This is a genomic window from Gottschalkia purinilytica (assembly GCF_001190785.1).
Lineage (GTDB): Bacteria > Bacillota > Clostridia > Tissierellales > Gottschalkiaceae > Gottschalkia_A > Gottschalkia_A purinilytica.
Window position 1 is genome coordinate 225686 of record NZ_LGSS01000005.1, and the last position, 19164, is coordinate 244849.

A 19164-nucleotide genomic window follows, 5' to 3' on the forward strand; every position below is an offset into this window, starting at 1 on the left:
CGATCTAGTGATTTAATAAACATCAGGTTTCCTGATTGTATACTTCTTTTGAGGGTTTGATATTTAAGACTATCAAAGTTCTTATCACTTTGTCTATGATTACCTATTGATATATTGGCAAGCTAGTAAATAAAAATGGCTTCCTGGTATTCGGGAGTCCACTTTTATTATATGGCAACTACTTTGCCCCTAATAATACTTCGCTGGTACTACCCTTATATATAGTTCCATAAATCGTGAATAATAAAAAATAATCCGCAGTTTAGTTAACATAATACATTTATAATAAACTTCAATTCTCATTTAAGGGATTGTTCTCCATAACTTTTTTAATTCTTTCGTTACTTACATGAGTATATATCTCTGTGGTAGAGACTGAAGAATGACCCAGTATTTGTTGTAAACTTCTTAAATCTGCACCATTCTGATATAGCATTGTAGCCATGGTATGTCTTAGCTTATGTGGTGTCAAATTCTTTTTATTTATCGAGTTTTTGTTTATTTTTTTTACTATAGTTTGAACAGTTCTAGGACTTAACCTATTCCCCTTTTGAGATATAAATAATGCTTCGCTATCTTTAATGTTAGGATACTTACTTCTTTCTTTCCTTATGTATTCATCTATAGAGTTCAAACAAGTTTCATTTAAATAAACTATTCTTTCTTTATTCCCTTTCCCTATAACTCTTAATATATTTTCATTTATAGAAGAGACATCTAAGTTGCATAGCTCAGATACCCTAAGGCCACAGTTTAAAAATAGCATCATAATGCAATAGTTTCTATAATAATGTCTCTTATTTATGCCATTTAAGAAATCTTTTACTTCATCTATATTCATATAAACAGGGGATCTTTTTCCTATCTTAGGGGTTTCTAGTTCATCTGCTATATTCATTTCTAAGAGTTTTCTTTTATTATATAGGTATTTAAAATAAGATTTTATAGATGCTACTTTTCTAGCTTTAGCATGAGGACTATTATTTCTTACTTCTTCACAATATTCTAAGAAAGCATAAAGTTCTTCTAATGAAGTTTCACTTATAAAATCTATATTAATGTTATCTACATTTGTATCTTCTATATTATCTATATCTTCTCTTATCATTTTTAAAAATCTAAAAAGCAATAGTATATCGTATTCGTACTCTTTTCTAGTTCTTTTAGATTTACCTCTTACTACTGTTGTATATATTAAAAAGTCTTTTAATATCTTTGGAACTGCCAATATTAATTCCCTCCTTTTATAATAAAACTTATATTATGTTTTATATATGTCGTATGAATAGACATAATAACAGATAATTCTTTCAATGCTTGAATATTATCATAATTCCATAACTAAAACAACGCCAAATAATAATTTGGCGTTGTTTTAGAAAAGAATTTTATTTAAATGAAATAATATTATTTTTAGAAGCTATGACTAATAAAAAATGACCTCTCAAAATCCCTTATCTGCTATTTTAAAAACATGAAGAATATAATTAGTATATTAAACATGTATCTTTTAAATATAAGCCTATTATAGGCTTTAAAGAGTATGTTATATTATAAGAGGGTTAAAACACATTGAAAATTAACAAAAATAAATAAATTTTCCTTAAACTTCATCTAAAATTAAAGATTAAGAAATTAGTATTTAGTATTCTGCATTTTACAATTTTGTTTATTTGTTTATAAGAGATTTTATCATAGTGAGAATTAAAACTAAATGAACTTAAATATCATGATGTTTTATAATTAAGTAGTATTACTAAAGAACTTTAAAAGATTTAATCATGCTAATTTTATATAAACTATTAAAAAATTCTAAATCTAATATAAAGGTACTTTTATAGTATCTCCTGGCTTTATGAATTGATTCTTTAAATCGTTAGCTCTTATTATTCTATTAACCATAATTCTTACATCTTCATTATTATTATTAAACTTTTTAGCTATTTGCCATACTGTATCTCCATCTGATATTACGACTTCTTTGTGTTTATCTACTTTCTTACTATAAACATTTATATTAAAGATATTTGACAATAATATAAATAATATTAAACTAGATAAAGTAAGAAAAATAGTAAATCTAGTTTTACTAATTATCCTCATCTTTTTTATGTACATAATAAGTCCTCCCTTGAACACTCGTTCCGAACTTCTGTTCGATAACAACATTATAATAAGAACATGTGTTCCTGTCAATAGTTTTTGGCAAAAAAACGAACGAGTGTTTGATTATGGTTTTTTTATATGGTATAATAATGTAAAATAAAGTAGAGAGGTGCTAGTATGTATGAAGATTTATCTACTAAGCAATTAGAAATATTAGAATTTATAAAAAATGAAATACAAAAAAAAGGCTATCCTCCTGCTGTAAGAGAGATTTGTACAGCTGTTGGATTAAAGTCTACTTCTACAGTACATGGTCACTTAGAAAAATTAGAGAAAAAAGGCTATATAAGAAAAGATCCTACTAAGCCTAGAGCTATAGAAGTACTAGATAAATATAGTGATTTTCAAGTTATAAAGAAAGAAACAGTAGATATACCTATAGTAGGAAGTGTTACTGCTGGAGAGCCAATTCTAGCAGTTGAAAATATAGAAGATACTTTTCCCTTACCTGTAGATTTTGTTCCTAATATTACTTCTTTTATGTTAAAAGTAAAAGGAGAAAGTATGATAAATGCAGGTATTTTGAATGGAGACTATATACTAGTACAACAGCAGAATACTGCTATTAATGGGGATATAGTAGTTGCTTTATTAAATCAAGAAGCTACTGTTAAAAGGTTTTATAAAGAAAAAAATTATGTAAGACTTCAACCTGAAAATGATCATATGGCTCCTATAATTAGCAATGAGGTTACTATCCTAGGCAAGGTAGTAGGAGTATTTCGAAAAATGTAATAAAAAACAATCCTCTTTACTTTTGATGATATTATTAGGGGATTGTTTTTATCAATATAAATTTAGAGTTGTGTACTAAAACAAGTTTACATAAAATATTTATAGTATATCATTTTATTCTTTTGAAACAATACTTAGCTACCGATTAATTCAAAACTTAAATTCTCTTCCGTGATGCTTTCTAATTTTATCTCAGAATAAGATATAACATTAGTATAGGATTCTAAATTAAATACTCACTAGATTATTTTCATATAAGTTGTTTAAACTTTTCATGATACCTAGCTTACAATGCTCGTACGTTAATCCACCTTGGTAATATGCAAAAAACGGTTCTCTTATAGGAGCATCTGCACTTAGTTCTATGGAAGATCCTTGAACGAATGCTCCAGCTGCCATTATAACTTCATCTTCATATCCTGGCATTTCTGAAGGTTCTGGTGTGAAGTAAGAATCAACTGGTGAGGCACTTTGAATACCTTGACAGAATTTAACGACTCTATCTTTAGATTTAAATTCTATTCCTTGTATTATATCACTTCTTTTGTCATCAACATCTGGAATTACTTTAAAGCCTAAACTCTTGTATACATTAGCTGTTAGAATAGCACCTTTTAATGATTCTGATACTATATGAGGAGATAAAAATAGTCCTTGTAGTACAGTTCTTGTCATACCAAAAGTAAGACCACATTCTTTTCCTATTCCAGGAGCAGTACTTCTATTAGATACTAATTCTATTAAATTCTCTTTACCTACAACATATCCTCCTGTAAGAGCTAATCCACCACCAGGATTTTTTATTAAAGAGCCAGCCATTATATCTGCTCCTACATTTGAAGGTTCAATTTTTTCTATAAATTCACCATAACAATTATCCACCATGCATATAATATCTTTATTATATTTTTTTACGCAATCTATGGCTTCTTTTATTTGATTTACTGTAAAGGCATTTCTATCACTATAACCAGTGGATCTTTGAATTGCTATCATTTTAGTATCTTTAGATATACTATTAACTACATTTTTTAAATCTATTTCTTTACTCTTAGTTAAAGGAATTTCTTTGTATTTTATGCCATATTCAAGAAGATTTCCGGGCATGTTTCCTTTTACTCCTATTACTTTTTGCAAAGTATCATAAGGGCTTCCAGTTATGTAAACTAACTCATCTCCTGGCCTTAATATTCCTGACAATACTAATGTTAAAGCATGTGTTCCCGAAACTATTGTAGGTCTTACTAACGCGTCTTCTGTGTCGAATATATAAGAATAAACTTCTTCCACCTTTTCTCTACCTACATCATCATATCCATATCCTGTAGTCCAGTTGAAATGAGTAGCATTTAACTTAGCTTTTTGCATAGCAGCTATAACTTTATATTGATTATATTCTTTAGTTTCATCAATTATATTAAAATACTTATCTTTTACTATTTTTTCGCTTTCTATTACGTAGTTTATTATCTCTTTTTTTATATCAAATTGTTTCGCCAATAATTCTATAGTATTTTCTATCACTTTATCCACCTCTACTAATAATTTGTCTTATGTATTTTATCATATACGATTAGTATATTCAATTGTATCGGTCACATATAGGGCATTTCCCTGTAGTTAGCATATCTTTTCTTAGTTCTAGAGGGGCTATTAATAGTCCCTTTTTTTCTCCTTCTTTTATACCTATTCTTCTGCCTAGCCCATATCCTATTAACATACAAATAAGCATATATATACCATTAGTCACTATACTCATTAGGATTCCCCCATGATACAAACTTTTCTAAGTATTGAAATACGAAAAATACTACAAAAGAAGTGACAGCTTTTACTAAACTTAACTTTATTGATATCAATATAAGTATTAATGTGAATATAAAAATTTCTATTTTACCAAATTTTAATACATAGTTTTTATTTCCTAGTAATTTATCTTTTTTAATATCTATAAAATCATCGATAAATTGTATTGCAAGTATTATAGAAAGTGATGAACCCATTTCTTTTATTCCTAAAAATAATATACCTATAATAAGTATTATGATAGATTCTTGATATCCTTTAAGTTTGAATGTCAGTTGTCTTTTAAGATCTTCAAACATTCCAATTACATAAGCACTAAAAATAATAGAAACAGTTACACTTGTATTTAATATACATGCTATAGATATAAGTATAACTATGTATGGAAGTATTCCTCTCTCGCTTATTAACCTACCTTCATCTACATATCCATCATTATAGTCTATAGCATTATCTATAACTTTAATTACTATAGCGGACATTATTATACAAATTAATAATTTTAGGTTATATATACTTAACAACAAAAGATTTCACCTCTTTAAAACCTCTTTTATATAAAGCTGATATAGGAATTATATTACTATCTTTAAAATATTTCTTAACGTTACTTAAGCCCTTATTATCTTTATCTAAGTCTATTTTATTTGCTAAAAGTAAGTAATTACATGTAGTACCATATTTCATTATTTGCTTATCAATTTCACTTATGTTATGAATAAAATCATCGTTTAAATATTCGGTTATATCTACTATATGTATAATGACATCTGTAGATTTTAATGTTTCTATTGTTTGAACTATACTATTTCTTATCTTCATATCAGGATGGATTCCATCGACAAGTCCACTGGAATCTATTATCTTTATTTCTTTTTTTCCTTTATAAACAGGTATTTTCATATCTATTGATTGTAAACATTGGGTTTTAAATTCATTTCTTGATGATAAATAACTTCTAGCAATATCTATGGACATTTCTTTATTTAATTTTTTTCCATCTGGATATTCTATTTTTATGTATACTTTTCTATATCCTAAGAATTCCGAAAAATTTACTAAAAAAAGAGATTTACCTACATTGGTTTTTCCAATTATGATTGCTTTTTTCAATAGATATCATCCCCTTCTATGTCTTCTTCCTTGATAAAAATTAAATCATCTCGGTTTAAGCTACTTTTCCCTTGTAATCTAACGGCTTGTTTTCTAATAGATCTTTCTACCATATTTCTTACAAATCTTGCATTACCGATATTCTTATGATTATTTTTAGCTTCTAGTATAGTTTCTAATTTATGTATAGCTTTATCTGTGAGCTTATATTCTTTTTTATTAGCCATTTCTTCAGCAATATTAATCAGTTCATTTATACTATAATCTCTAAATTCTACATGTATAGGAAACCTAGATTTTAATCCTGGATTTATTTTTAAGAAGTTTTCCATTTCATCATTATAACCAGCAAGTATTAATACTAAGTTGTCTTTATTATCTTCCATAGCTTTGACTAAAGCATCTATAGCTTCTTTTCCAAAATCTTTTTCCCCTCCTCTAGCTAATGAATATGCTTCATCTATAAACAGAATACCTCCTAAAGCTTTTTTAATTTGTTGTTTTACCTTCACTGCTGTATGGCCTATATATTCACCAACTATATCTGCCCTTTCTACTTCTACTATATGTCCCTTTTCTAGTACTCCCATTTCTTTCAATATCTTTCCTATTAACCTTGCTACTGTAGTTTTTCCTGTTCCAGGACTACCCTTAAATATCATATGTAATACTACTGGATCGGTAAGTAAATTTGCTTCCTTTCTTTTTTCTTGTATTTCTACAAAAGCTTGTATTTCTTTTACTAAACTCTTCACATTTTTAAGTCCTATTAAACTATCAAGCTCTTTTATTATATTTTCTAGGTTTTTTTTACTTTCATTAATTTCTTTTTTTCTGTCAATATCCATAGATTCTTGATTTTTATCTTTTATTATTTCATCAAGAGTTTCATTTAAACTCAACTTGCCCAACTTATATAAATTTAACACTTCATTCTCCATAATGTAATCACCAATTATATCAAAATTTATACTATATATATTAATAAAAAAATAAAAAAATACTAAATAAAGAAAAAAACCTTTAAAGACATCAATTGTCTTTAAAGGTTTTTTCTAAGTACTTATTCTAAATATGCTTATTCCACTGTATTATTTCTAGGATTGGTATTTCCGAAATTTATATTTCTAATAGGATTCATGGTTAATATGGCATGTTTATATATAAGCTGTTGCTTACCTTCACTTTCAAGAATAATTGTATAGTTATCAAATCCTTTTACATTTCCCCTTATTTGATATCCATTTGATAAGTAAATAGTAATAGCTATATTTTCTTTTCTAACTTTATTTAAAAAAACGTCTTGTAAATTAATGGAATTCTTCATCTTTACCCCTCCTCATTTTGGTCCTATTTTCTTATATTCTACTAATTTTTAAATATTCCTTTACATAATTGACAATATATTGTACCAAATTATCTCTATTGTCAAACTCATCTATATTTACCCAGTTTATACCCCCATCTCTTCTAAACCAAGTAAGTTGTCTCTTAGCATACCTTCTAGTATCTCTTTTCAATATCTCTATAGCTTCATCTAGTGAATATTCACCTTTTAAATATTTTACGATCTCTTTATAACCTAATCCTTTCATAGAAGTAAGATTTTCACTATATCCCATATTTAAAAGCTTTTCAACCTCTTCTATAAGGCCATTGTCAATCATATTATCAACTCGTTGATTTATTCTACTATATAACTTTTGTCTATCCATTGTAAGACCTATTTTAGCTATATGAAACTTTTTATTAGGAGCTCTAAAGTCCTTATAAAAATGTGACATTGGCTTTCCTGTTTCATGATAAATTTCTAGCGCTCTTATAATTCTTTTAGTATCATTTATATGAAGCCTCTCGGCGGAGCTTGGATCAATCTTTTTCAACTTTTCATATATATATTCGTTTCCGTAAATCTCTACTTCTTTTAGATACTTTTCCCTTAAGTCCCAATTAGAAATAGCTTTAGTAAAATCCAGATCATAGATTATTGAATTAGTATATAATCCTGTACCTCCTACTATTATGGGTAGCTTATTTTTTGAGGTAATAGTGTCTATATATTCATAAGCTCTTTTTTGAAAATCAGAAACAGAAAACTCTTGATCTGGAAAAACTTCATCTATCATATAATGACTAATTCCTTCTTTTTCTTCTTCTGTTATTTTAGCAGTTCCTATATCCATGTATTTATATATTTGTATGGAATCTGCAGATATAATTTCACCATTAAGCTTTTTAGCAAGCTCTATTGATAAACCGGTTTTTCCAATAGCAGTAGGACCTACTAAAAGAAATATAGACTTTTTATCCATTTAATCATCCTTTGCTAAGTTCTTTTAAACTTTCTTTCTAGTTCGTATTTTGACATTTTAATTATAACGGGACGTCCATGAGGACACGTGAAAGCTTCATTACATAGTTTTAAATCTTCAATAAGTTTATTGATTTCTATTGTGTGTATGTTATATCCAGCTTTTATTGCATTAGTACATGCCATTTTCATAACTTTATCAAGTCTAAGCTCATAATTATTTGTTATATCATCTTGCAAATTATCTAATATATCTAAAAATAACTGTTTTGAGTTTGGTTCTCCAAAAACCATAGGAACGCTTCTTATTATTATGGAGTTACTTCCAAACTCTTCTATCTTGAATCCTAGTTTATCAAAGACATCATAATTTTCTTTAATTAAGTTAATTTCATTGTGAGTCAAATCAATTACTTCTGGAGACATAAGTTCTTGAACATATACATTATCGGATTCTAGCTGACTTTTTATTTTTTCGTACATAATTCTTTCATGTGCAGCATGTTGATCTATTATATAAAAGTCCTTAGATTTTTTGTCTTCACATAGTATATATGTTTCAAACAACTTCCCAATTATATTAAGTTCAGGAAATATAACATTTTTATTAGAGATATCCTCTACATCTTTGCCTTTATCTAAATAAGAATCTGCTTCTTTTGTTTCTTTAACGTTAAAGTCTATAACCTTAATATTTTCATTTATGTCTTTTATACTTACAGCATTTTGATCTTTACCTTTTCTATATACAGCTAATTCATCTATTAGTCTTTTTTCTCTTATATTATTATTTGTTTTATTCCAATTATTGTTTTTTTCTAATTGAGATTCATTAATGATATTACTAGAATTTTTTATTTTATTGGGACTATCTATTATATCTATAGTTACCTGTTCTTCTATATTATTATTATTTGTTTTATTATTAAGTTTAGGTTCACTTTCTAATATAACTTCTGGTATCAAATTATTTGTCGTAAGTAAATTCTTTACACAAGTAAAAACATTACTTTCTATATAGTCTCTGTTCGAGAATCGAACTTCTGTTTTTGTAGGATGTACATTAACGTCTAGATCGTTAGAGGATAATTTTATAAATAAGATAAATACAGGATATCTATTAATGGGTATTAAAGATTTATATACTTTTTCTATAACTCTTGATATACCCTCATCTTTAATATATCTTCCATTTACAAAGATATGTTGATATCCTCTATTCCCTCTAGTAAAAGATGGCTTACAAATTAGACCTTCTATACTTAATCCTTTTGAACTGTATTTTAATTCAAACATAGAGTCTACAAATTCTTTTCCAAATAAGCTATAGGAAGTTGATATTAAGTTTCCTTTGCCAGGAGTTTTTAATATCATCTTATTATCTTTTATATACTTAAATGATATTTGTGGATTACTTAAAGCTAGTTTGTATATAATGTCACCTATATATGAAGATTCAACATTATTACTTTTTAAAAACTTTTGTCTTACAGGAACATTATAGAAAAGATTTTTAACTATTAAAGTAGTTCCATCAGGACATCCTACTTCATTTTTTTCTTTTATAATGCCACCATTGATGACTAGTTGAGAACCACTCATGTCTGATTTAGTCTTAGTTATAAGCTCTAATTGAGATACAGATGAAATACTTGCTAAAGCTTCACCTCTAAATCCTAAAGTCATAACATTTTGTAAATCATCAATATTATTTATTTTACTAGTTGAATGTCTTAAAAAAGCCAATTCTATGTCATCTTTATTTATACCTGTTCCATTATCTGTAACTCTAATATATTTCTTTCCACCATCTTTTATTTCTATAGTTATAGATGATGATAATGCATCTATAGAGTTCTCGACTAATTCTTTAATTACAGATGCAGGTCTTTCCACTACTTCCCCTGCAGCAATTTTATTTATTGTTTTATCATCTAATAATCTTATATAAGTTGTCATATTTATCACCTTATAACTTTTTGGATTCTTCGCAAAGTTTATAAAGAATATTTATAGCATCTAAAGGCGTTACTTTCATAATATCAATATTCTTTAGCTTCTTTATAATTTCATTTTCTTGTGTACTAAATAAGTCTAGTTGATGATCCTTATTCTGAATGATACTTTCTGTTATAGCAATTTCTTGCTCTATATTTTTATTATTTGTAGAATCGATATTTTCATTACTATTATTAATATCATTATTTTCTAAATTAGAAAGTATTTCATATGCTCTTTGTATAACTTCATTTCTTACTCCAGCTAGTTTTGCAACTTCTATACCATAACTTCTATCAGCTCCGCCTCTAACAATTTTTCTTAAAAATACAATATCTTCGCCTTCTTTTTCTTGGACAAGTATCTTATAATTTTTTACGCCTTTTAACTTGTTTTCTAGTTCAGTAAGCTCATGATAGTGAGTAGCAAATAAAGTCTTTGCTCCAAGCTTTTTAATATCACTTATATATTCTACAACAGCCCAAGCTATACTTAATCCATCGTAAGTACTCGTACCTCTACCTATTTCGTCTAATATTATTAGGCTATCTTTAGTACCATTATTTAAGATGTTGGCAACTTCACTCATCTCTACCATGAATGTACTTTGGCCTTGAGATAGATCGTCAGAAGCTCCTATTCTAGTAAAAATTTTATCAACTATACTTATTCTTGCTTCATCTGCTGGTACAAAACTTCCCATTTGACCCATAAGAGTAATTAGTGCTACTTGTCTCATATAAGTTGATTTACCTGCCATATTAGGTCCAGTAATTATAGATAATCTATTTTCCTTAGAATCTAGAAGTGTGTCATTTGGAACAAACAATTCTCCATCTAATACTTTTTCTACGACAGGATGTCTTCCGTTTTTTATATCAAATACTCCATCATTAGTAATTATAGGACGCACATAATTATTTTTATAGGCTGTTTGAGCTAACGAATTCATAACATCTATATTAGCTATAAGTTTACTAATCTCTTGGATTCTTTTGACTTCATCTCTTATAGTATTTCTGATGCTAGTAAATAAATTATATTCTAATTCAACCATTTTCTCTTCAGCACCTAATATTTTATTTTCCATTTCTTTCAGTTCTGAAGTTATATATCTTTCTGCATTTGAAAGAGTCTGTTTTCTTACATAATTTTCAGGGACTAACTTTATATTTGATTTTGAAACTTCAATAAAATATCCAAAAACTTTGTTAAATCCTACTTTAAGTGTTCTTATACCAGTACTTCTTTTTTCTTTTTCTTCTAATTCTGAAAGCCATTGTTTACCTTTGGTCATAGCTTCCCTTAGTTCATATAAACTTTCATCAAAATCACTTTTTATAATTCCTCCTTCTTTTATTGATATAGGAGGATCTTCTATTATAGAGTTATTTATAAGATTAAAGATGTCTTGTAAACAATCCATCTTATTCCCTATCTTTTTTAGTTTATCACTGTTTGATTCAATTAACATATTTTTTAACATAGGCAATTTTTCTATAGAGATTTTTAAAGAAATTAAATCTCTACCATTACAATTACCATAGATAACTCTACCCATTAGCCTTTCAATATCATATACATCATTTAGTACGTCTTTTATATCATTCATAAGAATTAAGTCTTCAGTTAGATATTCTACTATGTCTAATCTATTCTCTATTCTTTTTTTATCTATTAGAGGTTCCTCTATCCATTTTTTAAGAAGTCTAGCCCCCATAGCAGTAGACGTTTTATCTAAAATACTTAATAAAGAACCTTTTTTACTTTTGCCCCTTAGAGTTTCGATTAGCTCTAGGTTTTTTCTTGTATTTATATCTAAGATCATATAGTTGTTAATAGAATAAGTAGTTATATGATTTATATGATTTAAAGAGATTTTTTGAGTTTCGTTTAAATATTCTATAAGAGCTCCTGTAGAAATAGTAGAGTACTTTTTATCTGAAAGTCCTAATCCATCTAATGATATTACAGATAGCTGTCTTTTAATATTTTCTTCGGTAAGCGAATATTCAAAAGCCCAATCATTATATTCACGTATAATTGATTGAAATTTTTTCTTAATTGCATTAAATGTTTCATCTTTATTGAACATAGATGGATTAGTTATTATTTCTGTAGGATTAATTTTGCCTAATTCATCTATAATTGAGGTTATTGTTTTACTATATGTTTCTACTATTTCAGTAGTGTAGAGCTCACCAGTAGAAATATCTACATATGAAATTCCACAACCCTTATCATCTAAATATATGGCACATAAGTAGTTATTACTTTTTTCATCTAAAGCTTTTGTATCTATAATAGTACCTGGAGTTATGACTCTAATTACATCTCTTTTTACTATTCCTACTGATTTGGATGCATCTTCAATCTGTTCACATATAGCTACTTTATAGCCCTTTTCTACGAGTTTGGCTATATATGAGTCTGCTGAGTGAAAAGGAACTCCGCACATAGGTGCTCTTTCTTGTTGACCACAATCTCTTCCTGTTAAAGTAATTTCTAACTCTCTAGATGCTATTATTGCATCATCAAAAAACATTTCGTAAAAATCTCCTAATCTAAAAAAAAGTATACAGTCTTTATACTTATCTTTTACTTCCATATATTGCTTCATCATAGGTGTTAGCTTTGTCAACATACTTCCCTCCAAACTGATTGCTAGTATATATTATTATAGCATAACAAATATAGGTAATAAAATAGACTAAGTTCAACTTAGTCTATTTTTTACAACCACTACAGCTACCTTTACAGCCGCTACGCCCACTTTTTGATTGTGCAGTACTACCTATCATATAGCCTATTATGGTATTTACATTTTTTATAAGTTTGTCATACTTCAATTGACAATCATATAGATTTTGAATTATCAAATTATTAGCAATTTTTTTCTCAATATCTTTAATTTCTTCGAATAAACTTTTTATTATCTTGTTATTAATATTATCACTTGATATTAATGATTCATACTTTTTTTTCTTAACTTCTAAATCTTTTAGAAGTTTTACAGATTCATTATCGTTATGAAAAGCTTCTTCAGCTTTTCTGAGATTAGTATACTCATCAGATTGGGAAATAGAGTTTCCTAATTCTCTCGCTTTGTCTAGAGGACTAATCTTAATCATTTTCAATTATATGTCCTTCTAAAGTCCAAGTTTTGGCTACGTCAATTTTAACATTGACTAATTTCCCAATCATATCTTTTTCTCCTTTAAAGTGAACTAATTTATTAGTTCTAGTCCTTCCACTTAACATATCTTCATTATTTTTACTTACTTCTTCCACTAAAATTTCTTGTATAGTATCTTGCAATTTTATATTGTTTTCGTGACTAATAGGGTGTAATGTATCTAGTAATGTTTTAAATCTCCTATGTTTAACATCATCTGGAACTTGATCTTCCATTTTTGCTGCCGGAGTACCTTCTCTTACGGAATAAAGAAAAGTAAAGGCTGAATCAAAACCAACTTTTTTAACTACATCTAAAGTTTCTTCAAAGTCTTCCTCGGATTCTCCAGGAAATCCTACAATTATATCTGTTGTTAAAGAGATATTAGGTATTTCATTTTTTAATTTGCTAACAAGCTCTAAATATTTTTCTTTAGTATATTTTCTATTCATTACCTTTAAAACATTATTACTTCCAGCTTGGAAAGGCAAATGTAAGTGTTCACAAACTTTGCTACAATCTCTCATAGCATATATTAATTCATCTGACAAATCTTTAGGATGAGATGTCATAAATCTTATTCTTTCTATTCCTTCAATTTTATTTATCATTCTTAAAAGGTCTGCAAAAGTAGTTTTATCCTCTAATGTTTTTCCATAAGAGTTAACATTTTGACCTAAAAGAGTAATTTCCTTACATTCTTCTTGAGCTAATTCTTCTATTTCTTTTATTATATCTTCTGGAGTCCTACTTCTCTCTCTTCCTCTAGTATAAGGAACTATACAGTAAGTGCAAAAGTTATTACATCCATGCATTATATTAACGAATGCCTTATATCCGAATTTTCTTTTAGCTGGAACTCCCTCTATTATTTCCCCTCCTTCTTCCCATACATCTATTATCATTCTAGAAGATTGTTTATTATTTGCTATTAGTTCAGGTAGTTTATGAAGATTATGAGTTCCAAACATAAGATCTATGAATCCATACTTTTGTTTTACTAAATCTCTTATTTCTTTTTTTTGCATCATACATCCACAAATGCCTATTATAAGTTCTGGATTCTTTCTTTTTAGGGCTTTAAGTTCACCCAAGTTTCCATAAACTTTAAGTTCAGCGTTCTCTCTTACTAAACATGTATTAAATATTATCAAATCAGCATCTTCTCTGTTACTAGTTGGAGTATAATTTAAAGACTCTAATATACCTGATATCTTTTCTGAGTCGTGTTCGTTCATTTGACATCCCCAAGTAATAATCGTATATTTTAAATTTTTATCTGATCTATTATCCATAGTAAGTCCTCCCATTTAAATCACTTTGCTATTAACTTTAATCTTTATCTATTATAACAGAATTATACTAGTGTTATTAAGGTAATTTTATCATAGTTTAAATAAAAAGTTTGGATTGATTCCATGTTATTATAGAACTAGGTATTGTTTTTATATCTATGTAAAAATAAAAGAACCAACAAGGTTTTATAAGTTTTAAGTCGATATACAATATATAAGATTTGTGTTTCTATTAAAATAATACTTACATCCTTGTTTAAATGAAGTATAATAGAAAGTGCCTTCTATTCTAAAAGAAAGGAGGTGTCTTCGTTTACCATGAATCAACACCAAAAAGAATACAAGAAAAACTACAAAAAATTCACAGAAACTATCTTCTTTATCATTTCTGTAATAGACAATCTAATAAAAGTAATAAGGTGGTTTATGTAGATATATACATAAACCAAAAAAGAGAAGCCTAACCAACTTCTCTTTTTTAAATTCAAAAAATAAGATAGATAGGGTAACCAGCCCTATCTATCGCCTTCGTTTAACACGAATCTAACACCTATATATGTTAAAAAAATTTTAACATACTTATATTCTTATTATAACACATTGCTCTACTTAGTAAACATTAAATTAGTAAATTTATTTTCACAAAATTAGTACATTAAATATAATCACTTAAATAAAAAAGACCAGGTTAGTTCTGATCTGTATGCTTTCGCCAGCTCTAATGATTACCTTTTGCAATAGTATTACTAATTTCATATTTCACTTTTAACTTTATAGTTGTCATAGCAATTTCTTCTATTAGATCCAGTTAGCTCATTTTGAAAGTTAGTCATCTTTACACTTCCTCCTCAAACTTATCTAAATAAACAAATCCCTTATAAATCTCTATATTTGCATTTCCCAAATGCTCTTTAGTTATGTTTAAATTTTCTTTAGCATCAAAAGCTATAGATATAGTTCTGTTATTTATTTTTGCTAGACCACTAAAGTCTACTGTATTTTTTCTTTCTAAGTGTCCATATACGCCGTCTACTCTATCTATTCTAAGTATCTTTATTGGTGTAGGTAATTTATTTATATCTGCTATTCCTTTAGATCTATATTGGTTATTTATTATCTCTATAATATTTTCAAGGAGCATTCCTCTATTTCCATAAATTCTATAACTTTCTTTCAAAATTATCACTTCTCATAATTTTTTTAGTAGCAAGTTTAAACTTTGTACATACCATGTTATTGAAGGGGAGGTATGGCAAATGAGTTCACATGATAGTTCATTTAGTTTATGCAAGAAATTTGCACGAATCCTTGAAAGTGAGATTCTTGTATCTAGCGATGGTTTATGTACAGTAACACGTATGAGAAATATTAAAGCAACTATCGCAGGAAGACCAACTAGAAGTCCACTTGTTCTTAACGCACTTTTTTCGTTTGAATCAATGGATCGAGAAGGTAGAACTCTTAATTTAGGAGAAACCGTTATATTACAAGAAGAAATTAATCCATTTATTAGCGAACTTCGTGAGCAAGGTATCAAAGTTACAGCTTTTCATAATCACTGGTTATTTGAGAAGCCAAGACTATTTTATATTCACTTTTTCTCTATAGATGATCCTCTAACTTTTGCAAAGAAAGTAGCAAGAGCTTTTGAAATTTTAGAAGATTGTAATCATCATAAGCATAATGATTGTCATAAGGAGCATGATAAACCTTGTAAATATCATGATGATGATTATTTTGAACATGACGATCATTGTAAGCATCATGATCATTGTAAATGTGATGATCATAAAAAATATAGTAAACCTCGTAAGCATGATAGTTGCTGCGATGATGACTTTCCAAGATTTTAAATTTGATTAACTTTAGCAACTAGATCACATCCCATTTTTTAGCTTAGAATTGGTTTAGGAGAAGTGGAGTTTGTCCACTCTCCTTTTTTATTTATTAAGAAATTACTTTGATAGATTCTAAGCCTTTTAATTTGCCTTCTAAATAATTCTTTATTCTTGTCATAGCTTCATTTCTTCAAGTTCTACCATCTGCCTCATAAAGTATATGTTATATCTCTTTCTAATTTTAACTTTGCTATTTTTTACATATCCCTAATGCTTATTTTATTGTTTCTTCGGCAATAGTATTTTTATCAAAGTATATCTTTACAGATTTATAATTTGGTGAATATTTATTTTCTATGTCACACATTTAATATAACTTAATATAATGTAGTGTAGCTTGTATTAAAGTAATAACAATTGACAACAACAAGTTTACAACTAATAAATAAGGACGTGAAATTATGAAATATATAGATGAATATGAATATGAATATGAGGATGAATATGAATCCGAATTTTATTCCAAACATCATAAGCATGATGATCGCTGTAAGCGTGATGATCATCATAAGCATCATGATCATTGGAAACATGACGATCATTGCAAGCATGATGATCATCATAAGCATCATGATCGTTGTAAAAATGAAGATGAAGGACAAACGCATGTTCATGAATTTTTAGGTAGTACTAAATTAGCAGAAGAAGAAGAAGATCGTCACAATCATCGTTTTGCAGGAGTTACAAGTGAAGCGATCCCTTTACCAGGCGGTGGTCATAAGCACGCCCTATTGACGAATACCGATTTCTTTGTAAATCATCTCCATGAGCTTGGAGCTGAAACTGGTCCAGCTATTAATGTTGGTGGTGGAAAACACGTACACTTCGTTAAAGCTAGAACGACTATAGATGATGGTCACTTTCATGAAGTTGTATTTGCAACTTTAATTGAAGACCCTATATCTTAGATAATTTTGGCAATTTGTCTTATACTTATTAGATAAGGCAAATTGCCGTTTACTTAGCCATTTAATTGCTCCTTACACATGGACAGTTGGCTATCTCTTGTAACTCAATCTCAACCCTCAGATTCTGCTATAAAACTTCCGTACATTAAGCTTTACAACTTGCTTACTGCAATCAAATGTTATGCTATTAGGTAAATCTAATACTGTCTTTACTATTTGAGGATGAAAATATCATCATAAAAAAACAGTCAACGGAGACTAAATGTTAGTATTCACCTTATATAACCGAATATGGTAAGGAAATTTTAAAAGATATGATTGAAAATGCAAATCGTGAAGTAGATAAAATGATTCAGAACTTATGAAAAAATGATCTATCTAAGCTAATTACCTTCACGGAAACAATCTAAATCTAATTAATTTATTCGAAAGAACATTATTCTCAAGCAGAAGTATTCATTCGACCATTTCAAATCAGCATGTGTTCTTATGAGCAATAACACGTTAGGTTATGATTTATTGGCAATTGAGATAAGTTTTATCGTCTTTGAAAGTATTTTAATGTGTCTCTTTTATTTAAAGAATTTCTTATAACTACAATTTAAATAGTACTGCTTTATAACTTATAGTCAATTATTGAGTTTTTTATGTATACTTCTATTTGTTCTACTGTATCTTACTGGTTTAACAATAACATTGCAAATTAACTAGGATAATCATGCACCAGCTTGTTATTAAGTTTTTAAGCATTCTCTGTAGATCTATCTAATATTTATGAAATTTTTCGTATTTTTTTATCTCTCTTTCATGCCCTAATATTATTCTTTTAAATATATATTCATTTAGATTATTTGTATCCATAATCAGATATTAAATGTATCTTTTCATATCTAATAATCCTAATGAAGAAGATTTGTCGTTGTTTTTAACGACTCCATAATGGTATTTTTTTAAAAGAATATTTAGTTGCACCTATTGTAGGTCTTTGTATTTTATTTAGTTAAGATAGTCTTGATTGGCTTTGTTTTTGTTTGATCCTCTTATGTTACTTATACTATCACTTCATCGTTAATTGTTTTGTTTGCTTTAGATTAGAAAAGGGTCTTTTGACTTTATTATATTCCTTATATTAAACTCTTCAACTTCTCGATAGATTTTCTGTCTTTTTGAAGTATTTCACCTGCAATATCTCTTGATTTATCATCTAGATTACCTCTTAGAATCTTTTCAGCCATATTAATTCCCTTAGTTTCTCCTTCTATAGCTTTTTCAATGATTTCAGCTGTATCCGCTTTTGAACCCAAATCTATATTAAGCATCATTTTGCCCATTTTACCTTTCATTCCAATATTCTCGTCTGGTTGTCCCCCTATGTCTTGAATATAACTTGCTAATTTTTCAATATTTTCTCTATGCTGTTTTTGAATTTCCTTGAAGCAATCTTTCACATTCTTATCTTCTATCCTAGATATAAAATTATTAAAACTATCTATTGCCATATACTCTCCTTTTAAAAGTTCGTTGAGTGACTCTATTGTTTCCAGATCATTAGACATTTTATTTGCCTCCTTTATAATAAATCAATAATTACCTATTGTGTTTTTATTTTTCCACTAAATTCAAAAATAATGCAATCAAGTTAAATTTCATTTATAAAATTCTCAATTACTTCTATTAGGTTTTTCAGCTCCCTTTCTTAAAGCTTCTCTTCATGAGAGTTTTATTTCCTCTTTTTATCCTTCTTTTTGTCTTGCAAACT

At 27.8% G+C, this 19164-nt stretch carries 18 protein-coding genes; 3 read left to right on the plus strand and 15 right to left on the minus strand.

What is annotated here, in order from left to right; all coding sequences use genetic code 11:
- Positions 1-292: 292 nt before the first annotated feature.
- Entirely contained in the window at positions 293-1228 is a 936-nt protein-coding gene (xerA, locus tag CLPU_RS07300; protein WP_050354997.1) for a site-specific tyrosine recombinase/integron integrase, read from the minus strand.
- 590 nt (positions 1229-1818) lie between these two features.
- Positions 1819-2118 (minus strand): LysM peptidoglycan-binding domain-containing protein, encoded by a 300-nt coding sequence (locus CLPU_RS07305; protein ID WP_050354998.1) that lies wholly within the window; start codon positions 2116-2118, stop codon positions 1819-1821.
- A gap of 165 nt (positions 2119-2283) precedes the next feature.
- Between CLPU_RS07305 and lexA the strand changes: the two genes are divergently transcribed.
- Complete coding sequence (lexA, locus tag CLPU_RS07310; protein WP_050354999.1) at positions 2284-2901, plus strand: transcriptional repressor LexA; 618 nt, start codon at positions 2284-2286, stop codon at positions 2899-2901.
- Between the two features lie 228 nt (positions 2902-3129).
- Here the strand turns inward: lexA and CLPU_RS07315 are convergent, their stop codons facing one another.
- The 12 genes from CLPU_RS07315 to CLPU_RS07365 all read right to left on the minus strand — a co-directional run bounded on the left by CLPU_RS07315 (position 3130) and on the right by CLPU_RS07365 (position 15776).
- The gene (locus CLPU_RS07315) at positions 3130-4425 is read right to left on the minus strand and encodes a methionine gamma-lyase family protein (RefSeq protein WP_050355000.1); all 1296 of its coding nucleotides are present in this window, start codon (positions 4423-4425) and stop codon (positions 3130-3132) included.
- 58 nt (positions 4426-4483) lie between these two features.
- The gene (locus tag CLPU_RS17200) at positions 4484-4660 is read right to left on the minus strand and encodes a hypothetical protein (RefSeq protein WP_157857708.1); all 177 of its coding nucleotides are present in this window, start codon (positions 4658-4660) and stop codon (positions 4484-4486) included.
- Positions 4644-5234: a hypothetical protein gene (locus CLPU_RS07320; protein ID WP_131701611.1), complete on the minus strand. Its 591-nt coding sequence runs from the start codon at positions 5232-5234 to the stop codon at positions 4644-4646. Before CLPU_RS07320 ends, CLPU_RS17200 begins: the two co-directional genes overlap by 17 nt.
- Positions 5215-5820, minus strand: a complete 606-nt coding sequence (locus tag CLPU_RS07325; RefSeq protein WP_050355002.1) for a GTPase — start codon at positions 5818-5820, stop codon at positions 5215-5217. The genes CLPU_RS07320 and CLPU_RS07325 overlap by 20 nt, the downstream gene beginning before the upstream one ends.
- Positions 5817-6761, minus strand: a complete 945-nt coding sequence (locus tag CLPU_RS07330) for an AAA family ATPase (RefSeq protein WP_082154124.1) — start codon at positions 6759-6761, stop codon at positions 5817-5819. The genes CLPU_RS07325 and CLPU_RS07330 overlap by 4 nt, the downstream gene beginning before the upstream one ends.
- 137 nt (positions 6762-6898) lie before the next feature.
- On the minus strand, positions 6899-7147 hold the full coding sequence (gene hfq / locus CLPU_RS07335) for an RNA chaperone Hfq (protein WP_050355003.1): 249 nt from the start codon (positions 7145-7147) through the stop codon (positions 6899-6901).
- A 31-nt stretch (positions 7148-7178) separates the two neighbouring features.
- On the minus strand, positions 7179-8132 hold the full coding sequence (miaA, locus tag CLPU_RS07340) for a tRNA (adenosine(37)-N6)-dimethylallyltransferase MiaA (protein WP_050355004.1): 954 nt from the start codon (positions 8130-8132) through the stop codon (positions 7179-7181).
- A gap of 14 nt (positions 8133-8146) precedes the next feature.
- A complete protein-coding gene (gene mutL / locus CLPU_RS07345; RefSeq protein ID WP_050355005.1) occupies positions 8147-10090 on the minus strand; it encodes a DNA mismatch repair endonuclease MutL in 1944 nt (647 codons plus the stop codon).
- Positions 10091-10100: 10 nt separating this feature from the next.
- Positions 10101-12773, minus strand: coding sequence for a DNA mismatch repair protein MutS (mutS, locus tag CLPU_RS07350; protein WP_235436127.1), 2673 nt, complete (start codon positions 12771-12773; stop codon positions 10101-10103).
- 82 nt (positions 12774-12855) lie between these two features.
- The gene (locus CLPU_RS07355; RefSeq protein ID WP_235436137.1) at positions 12856-13260 is read right to left on the minus strand and encodes a YlbF/YmcA family competence regulator; all 405 of its coding nucleotides are present in this window, start codon (positions 13258-13260) and stop codon (positions 12856-12858) included.
- Entirely contained in the window at positions 13253-14599 is a 1347-nt protein-coding gene (gene miaB, locus CLPU_RS07360; protein ID WP_200898518.1) for a tRNA (N6-isopentenyl adenosine(37)-C2)-methylthiotransferase MiaB, read from the minus strand. The genes CLPU_RS07355 and miaB overlap by 8 nt, the downstream gene beginning before the upstream one ends.
- An 835-nt stretch (positions 14600-15434) precedes the next feature.
- On the minus strand, positions 15435-15776 hold the full coding sequence (locus tag CLPU_RS07365) for a Holliday junction resolvase RecU (RefSeq protein ID WP_050355008.1): 342 nt from the start codon (positions 15774-15776) through the stop codon (positions 15435-15437).
- A 79-nt stretch (positions 15777-15855) separates the two neighbouring features.
- On the opposite strand from CLPU_RS07365, the gene CLPU_RS07370 reads away from it, so the two are divergent.
- Both CLPU_RS07370 and CLPU_RS16645 read left to right on the plus strand, forming a co-directional pair.
- Positions 15856-16452 carry a DUF1259 domain-containing protein gene (locus tag CLPU_RS07370; RefSeq protein WP_082154125.1) on the plus strand — a complete coding sequence of 199 codons (597 nt, stop codon included), beginning with the start codon at positions 15856-15858 and terminating at the stop codon, positions 16450-16452.
- A 446-nt stretch (positions 16453-16898) separates the two neighbouring features.
- A complete protein-coding gene (locus CLPU_RS16645; protein ID WP_082154126.1) occupies positions 16899-17405 on the plus strand; it encodes a YmaF family protein in 507 nt (168 codons plus the stop codon).
- A 1124-nt stretch (positions 17406-18529) separates the two neighbouring features.
- Here CLPU_RS16645 and CLPU_RS07380 read toward each other — a convergent pair.
- Positions 18530-18961: a DUF2383 domain-containing protein gene (locus tag CLPU_RS07380; protein ID WP_050355009.1), complete on the minus strand. Its 432-nt coding sequence runs from the start codon at positions 18959-18961 to the stop codon at positions 18530-18532.
- Between the last annotated feature and the right edge of the window lie 203 nt (positions 18962-19164).

What these genes read in the sequence shown, in the direction of transcription:
- CLPU_RS07305 (WP_050354998.1), bottom strand. Translation starts at nt 2,118, where the DNA reads ATGTACATAAAAAAGATGAGGATAATTAGTAAAACTAGATTTACTATT.
- lexA (WP_050354999.1), top strand. Translation starts at nt 2,284, where the DNA reads ATGTATGAAGATTTATCTACTAAGCAATTAGAAATATTAGAATTTATA.
- CLPU_RS17200 (WP_157857708.1), bottom strand. Translation starts at nt 4,660, where the DNA reads ATGAGTATAGTGACTAATGGTATATATATGCTTATTTGTATGTTAATA.
- CLPU_RS07330 (WP_082154124.1), bottom strand. Translation starts at nt 6,761, where the DNA reads ATGGAGAATGAAGTGTTAAATTTATATAAGTTGGGCAAGTTGAGTTTA.
- hfq (WP_050355003.1), bottom strand. Translation starts at nt 7,147, where the DNA reads ATGAAGAATTCCATTAATTTACAAGACGTTTTTTTAAATAAAGTTAGA.
- miaA (WP_050355004.1), bottom strand. Translation starts at nt 8,132, where the DNA reads ATGGATAAAAAGTCTATATTTCTTTTAGTAGGTCCTACTGCTATTGGA.
- mutL (WP_050355005.1), bottom strand. Translation starts at nt 10,090, where the DNA reads ATGACAACTTATATAAGATTATTAGATGATAAAACAATAAATAAAATT.
- mutS (WP_235436127.1), bottom strand. Translation starts at nt 12,773, where the DNA reads ATGTTGACAAAGCTAACACCTATGATGAAGCAATATATGGAAGTAAAA.
- CLPU_RS07355 (WP_235436137.1), bottom strand. Translation starts at nt 13,260, where the DNA reads ATGATTAAGATTAGTCCTCTAGACAAAGCGAGAGAATTAGGAAACTCT.
- miaB (WP_200898518.1), bottom strand. Translation starts at nt 14,599, where the DNA reads ATGGATAATAGATCAGATAAAAATTTAAAATATACGATTATTACTTGG.
- CLPU_RS07370 (WP_082154125.1), top strand. Translation starts at nt 15,856, where the DNA reads ATGAGTTCACATGATAGTTCATTTAGTTTATGCAAGAAATTTGCACGA.
- CLPU_RS16645 (WP_082154126.1), top strand. Translation starts at nt 16,899, where the DNA reads ATGAAATATATAGATGAATATGAATATGAATATGAGGATGAATATGAA.
- CLPU_RS07380 (WP_050355009.1), bottom strand. Translation starts at nt 18,961, where the DNA reads ATGTCTAATGATCTGGAAACAATAGAGTCACTCAACGAACTTTTAAAA.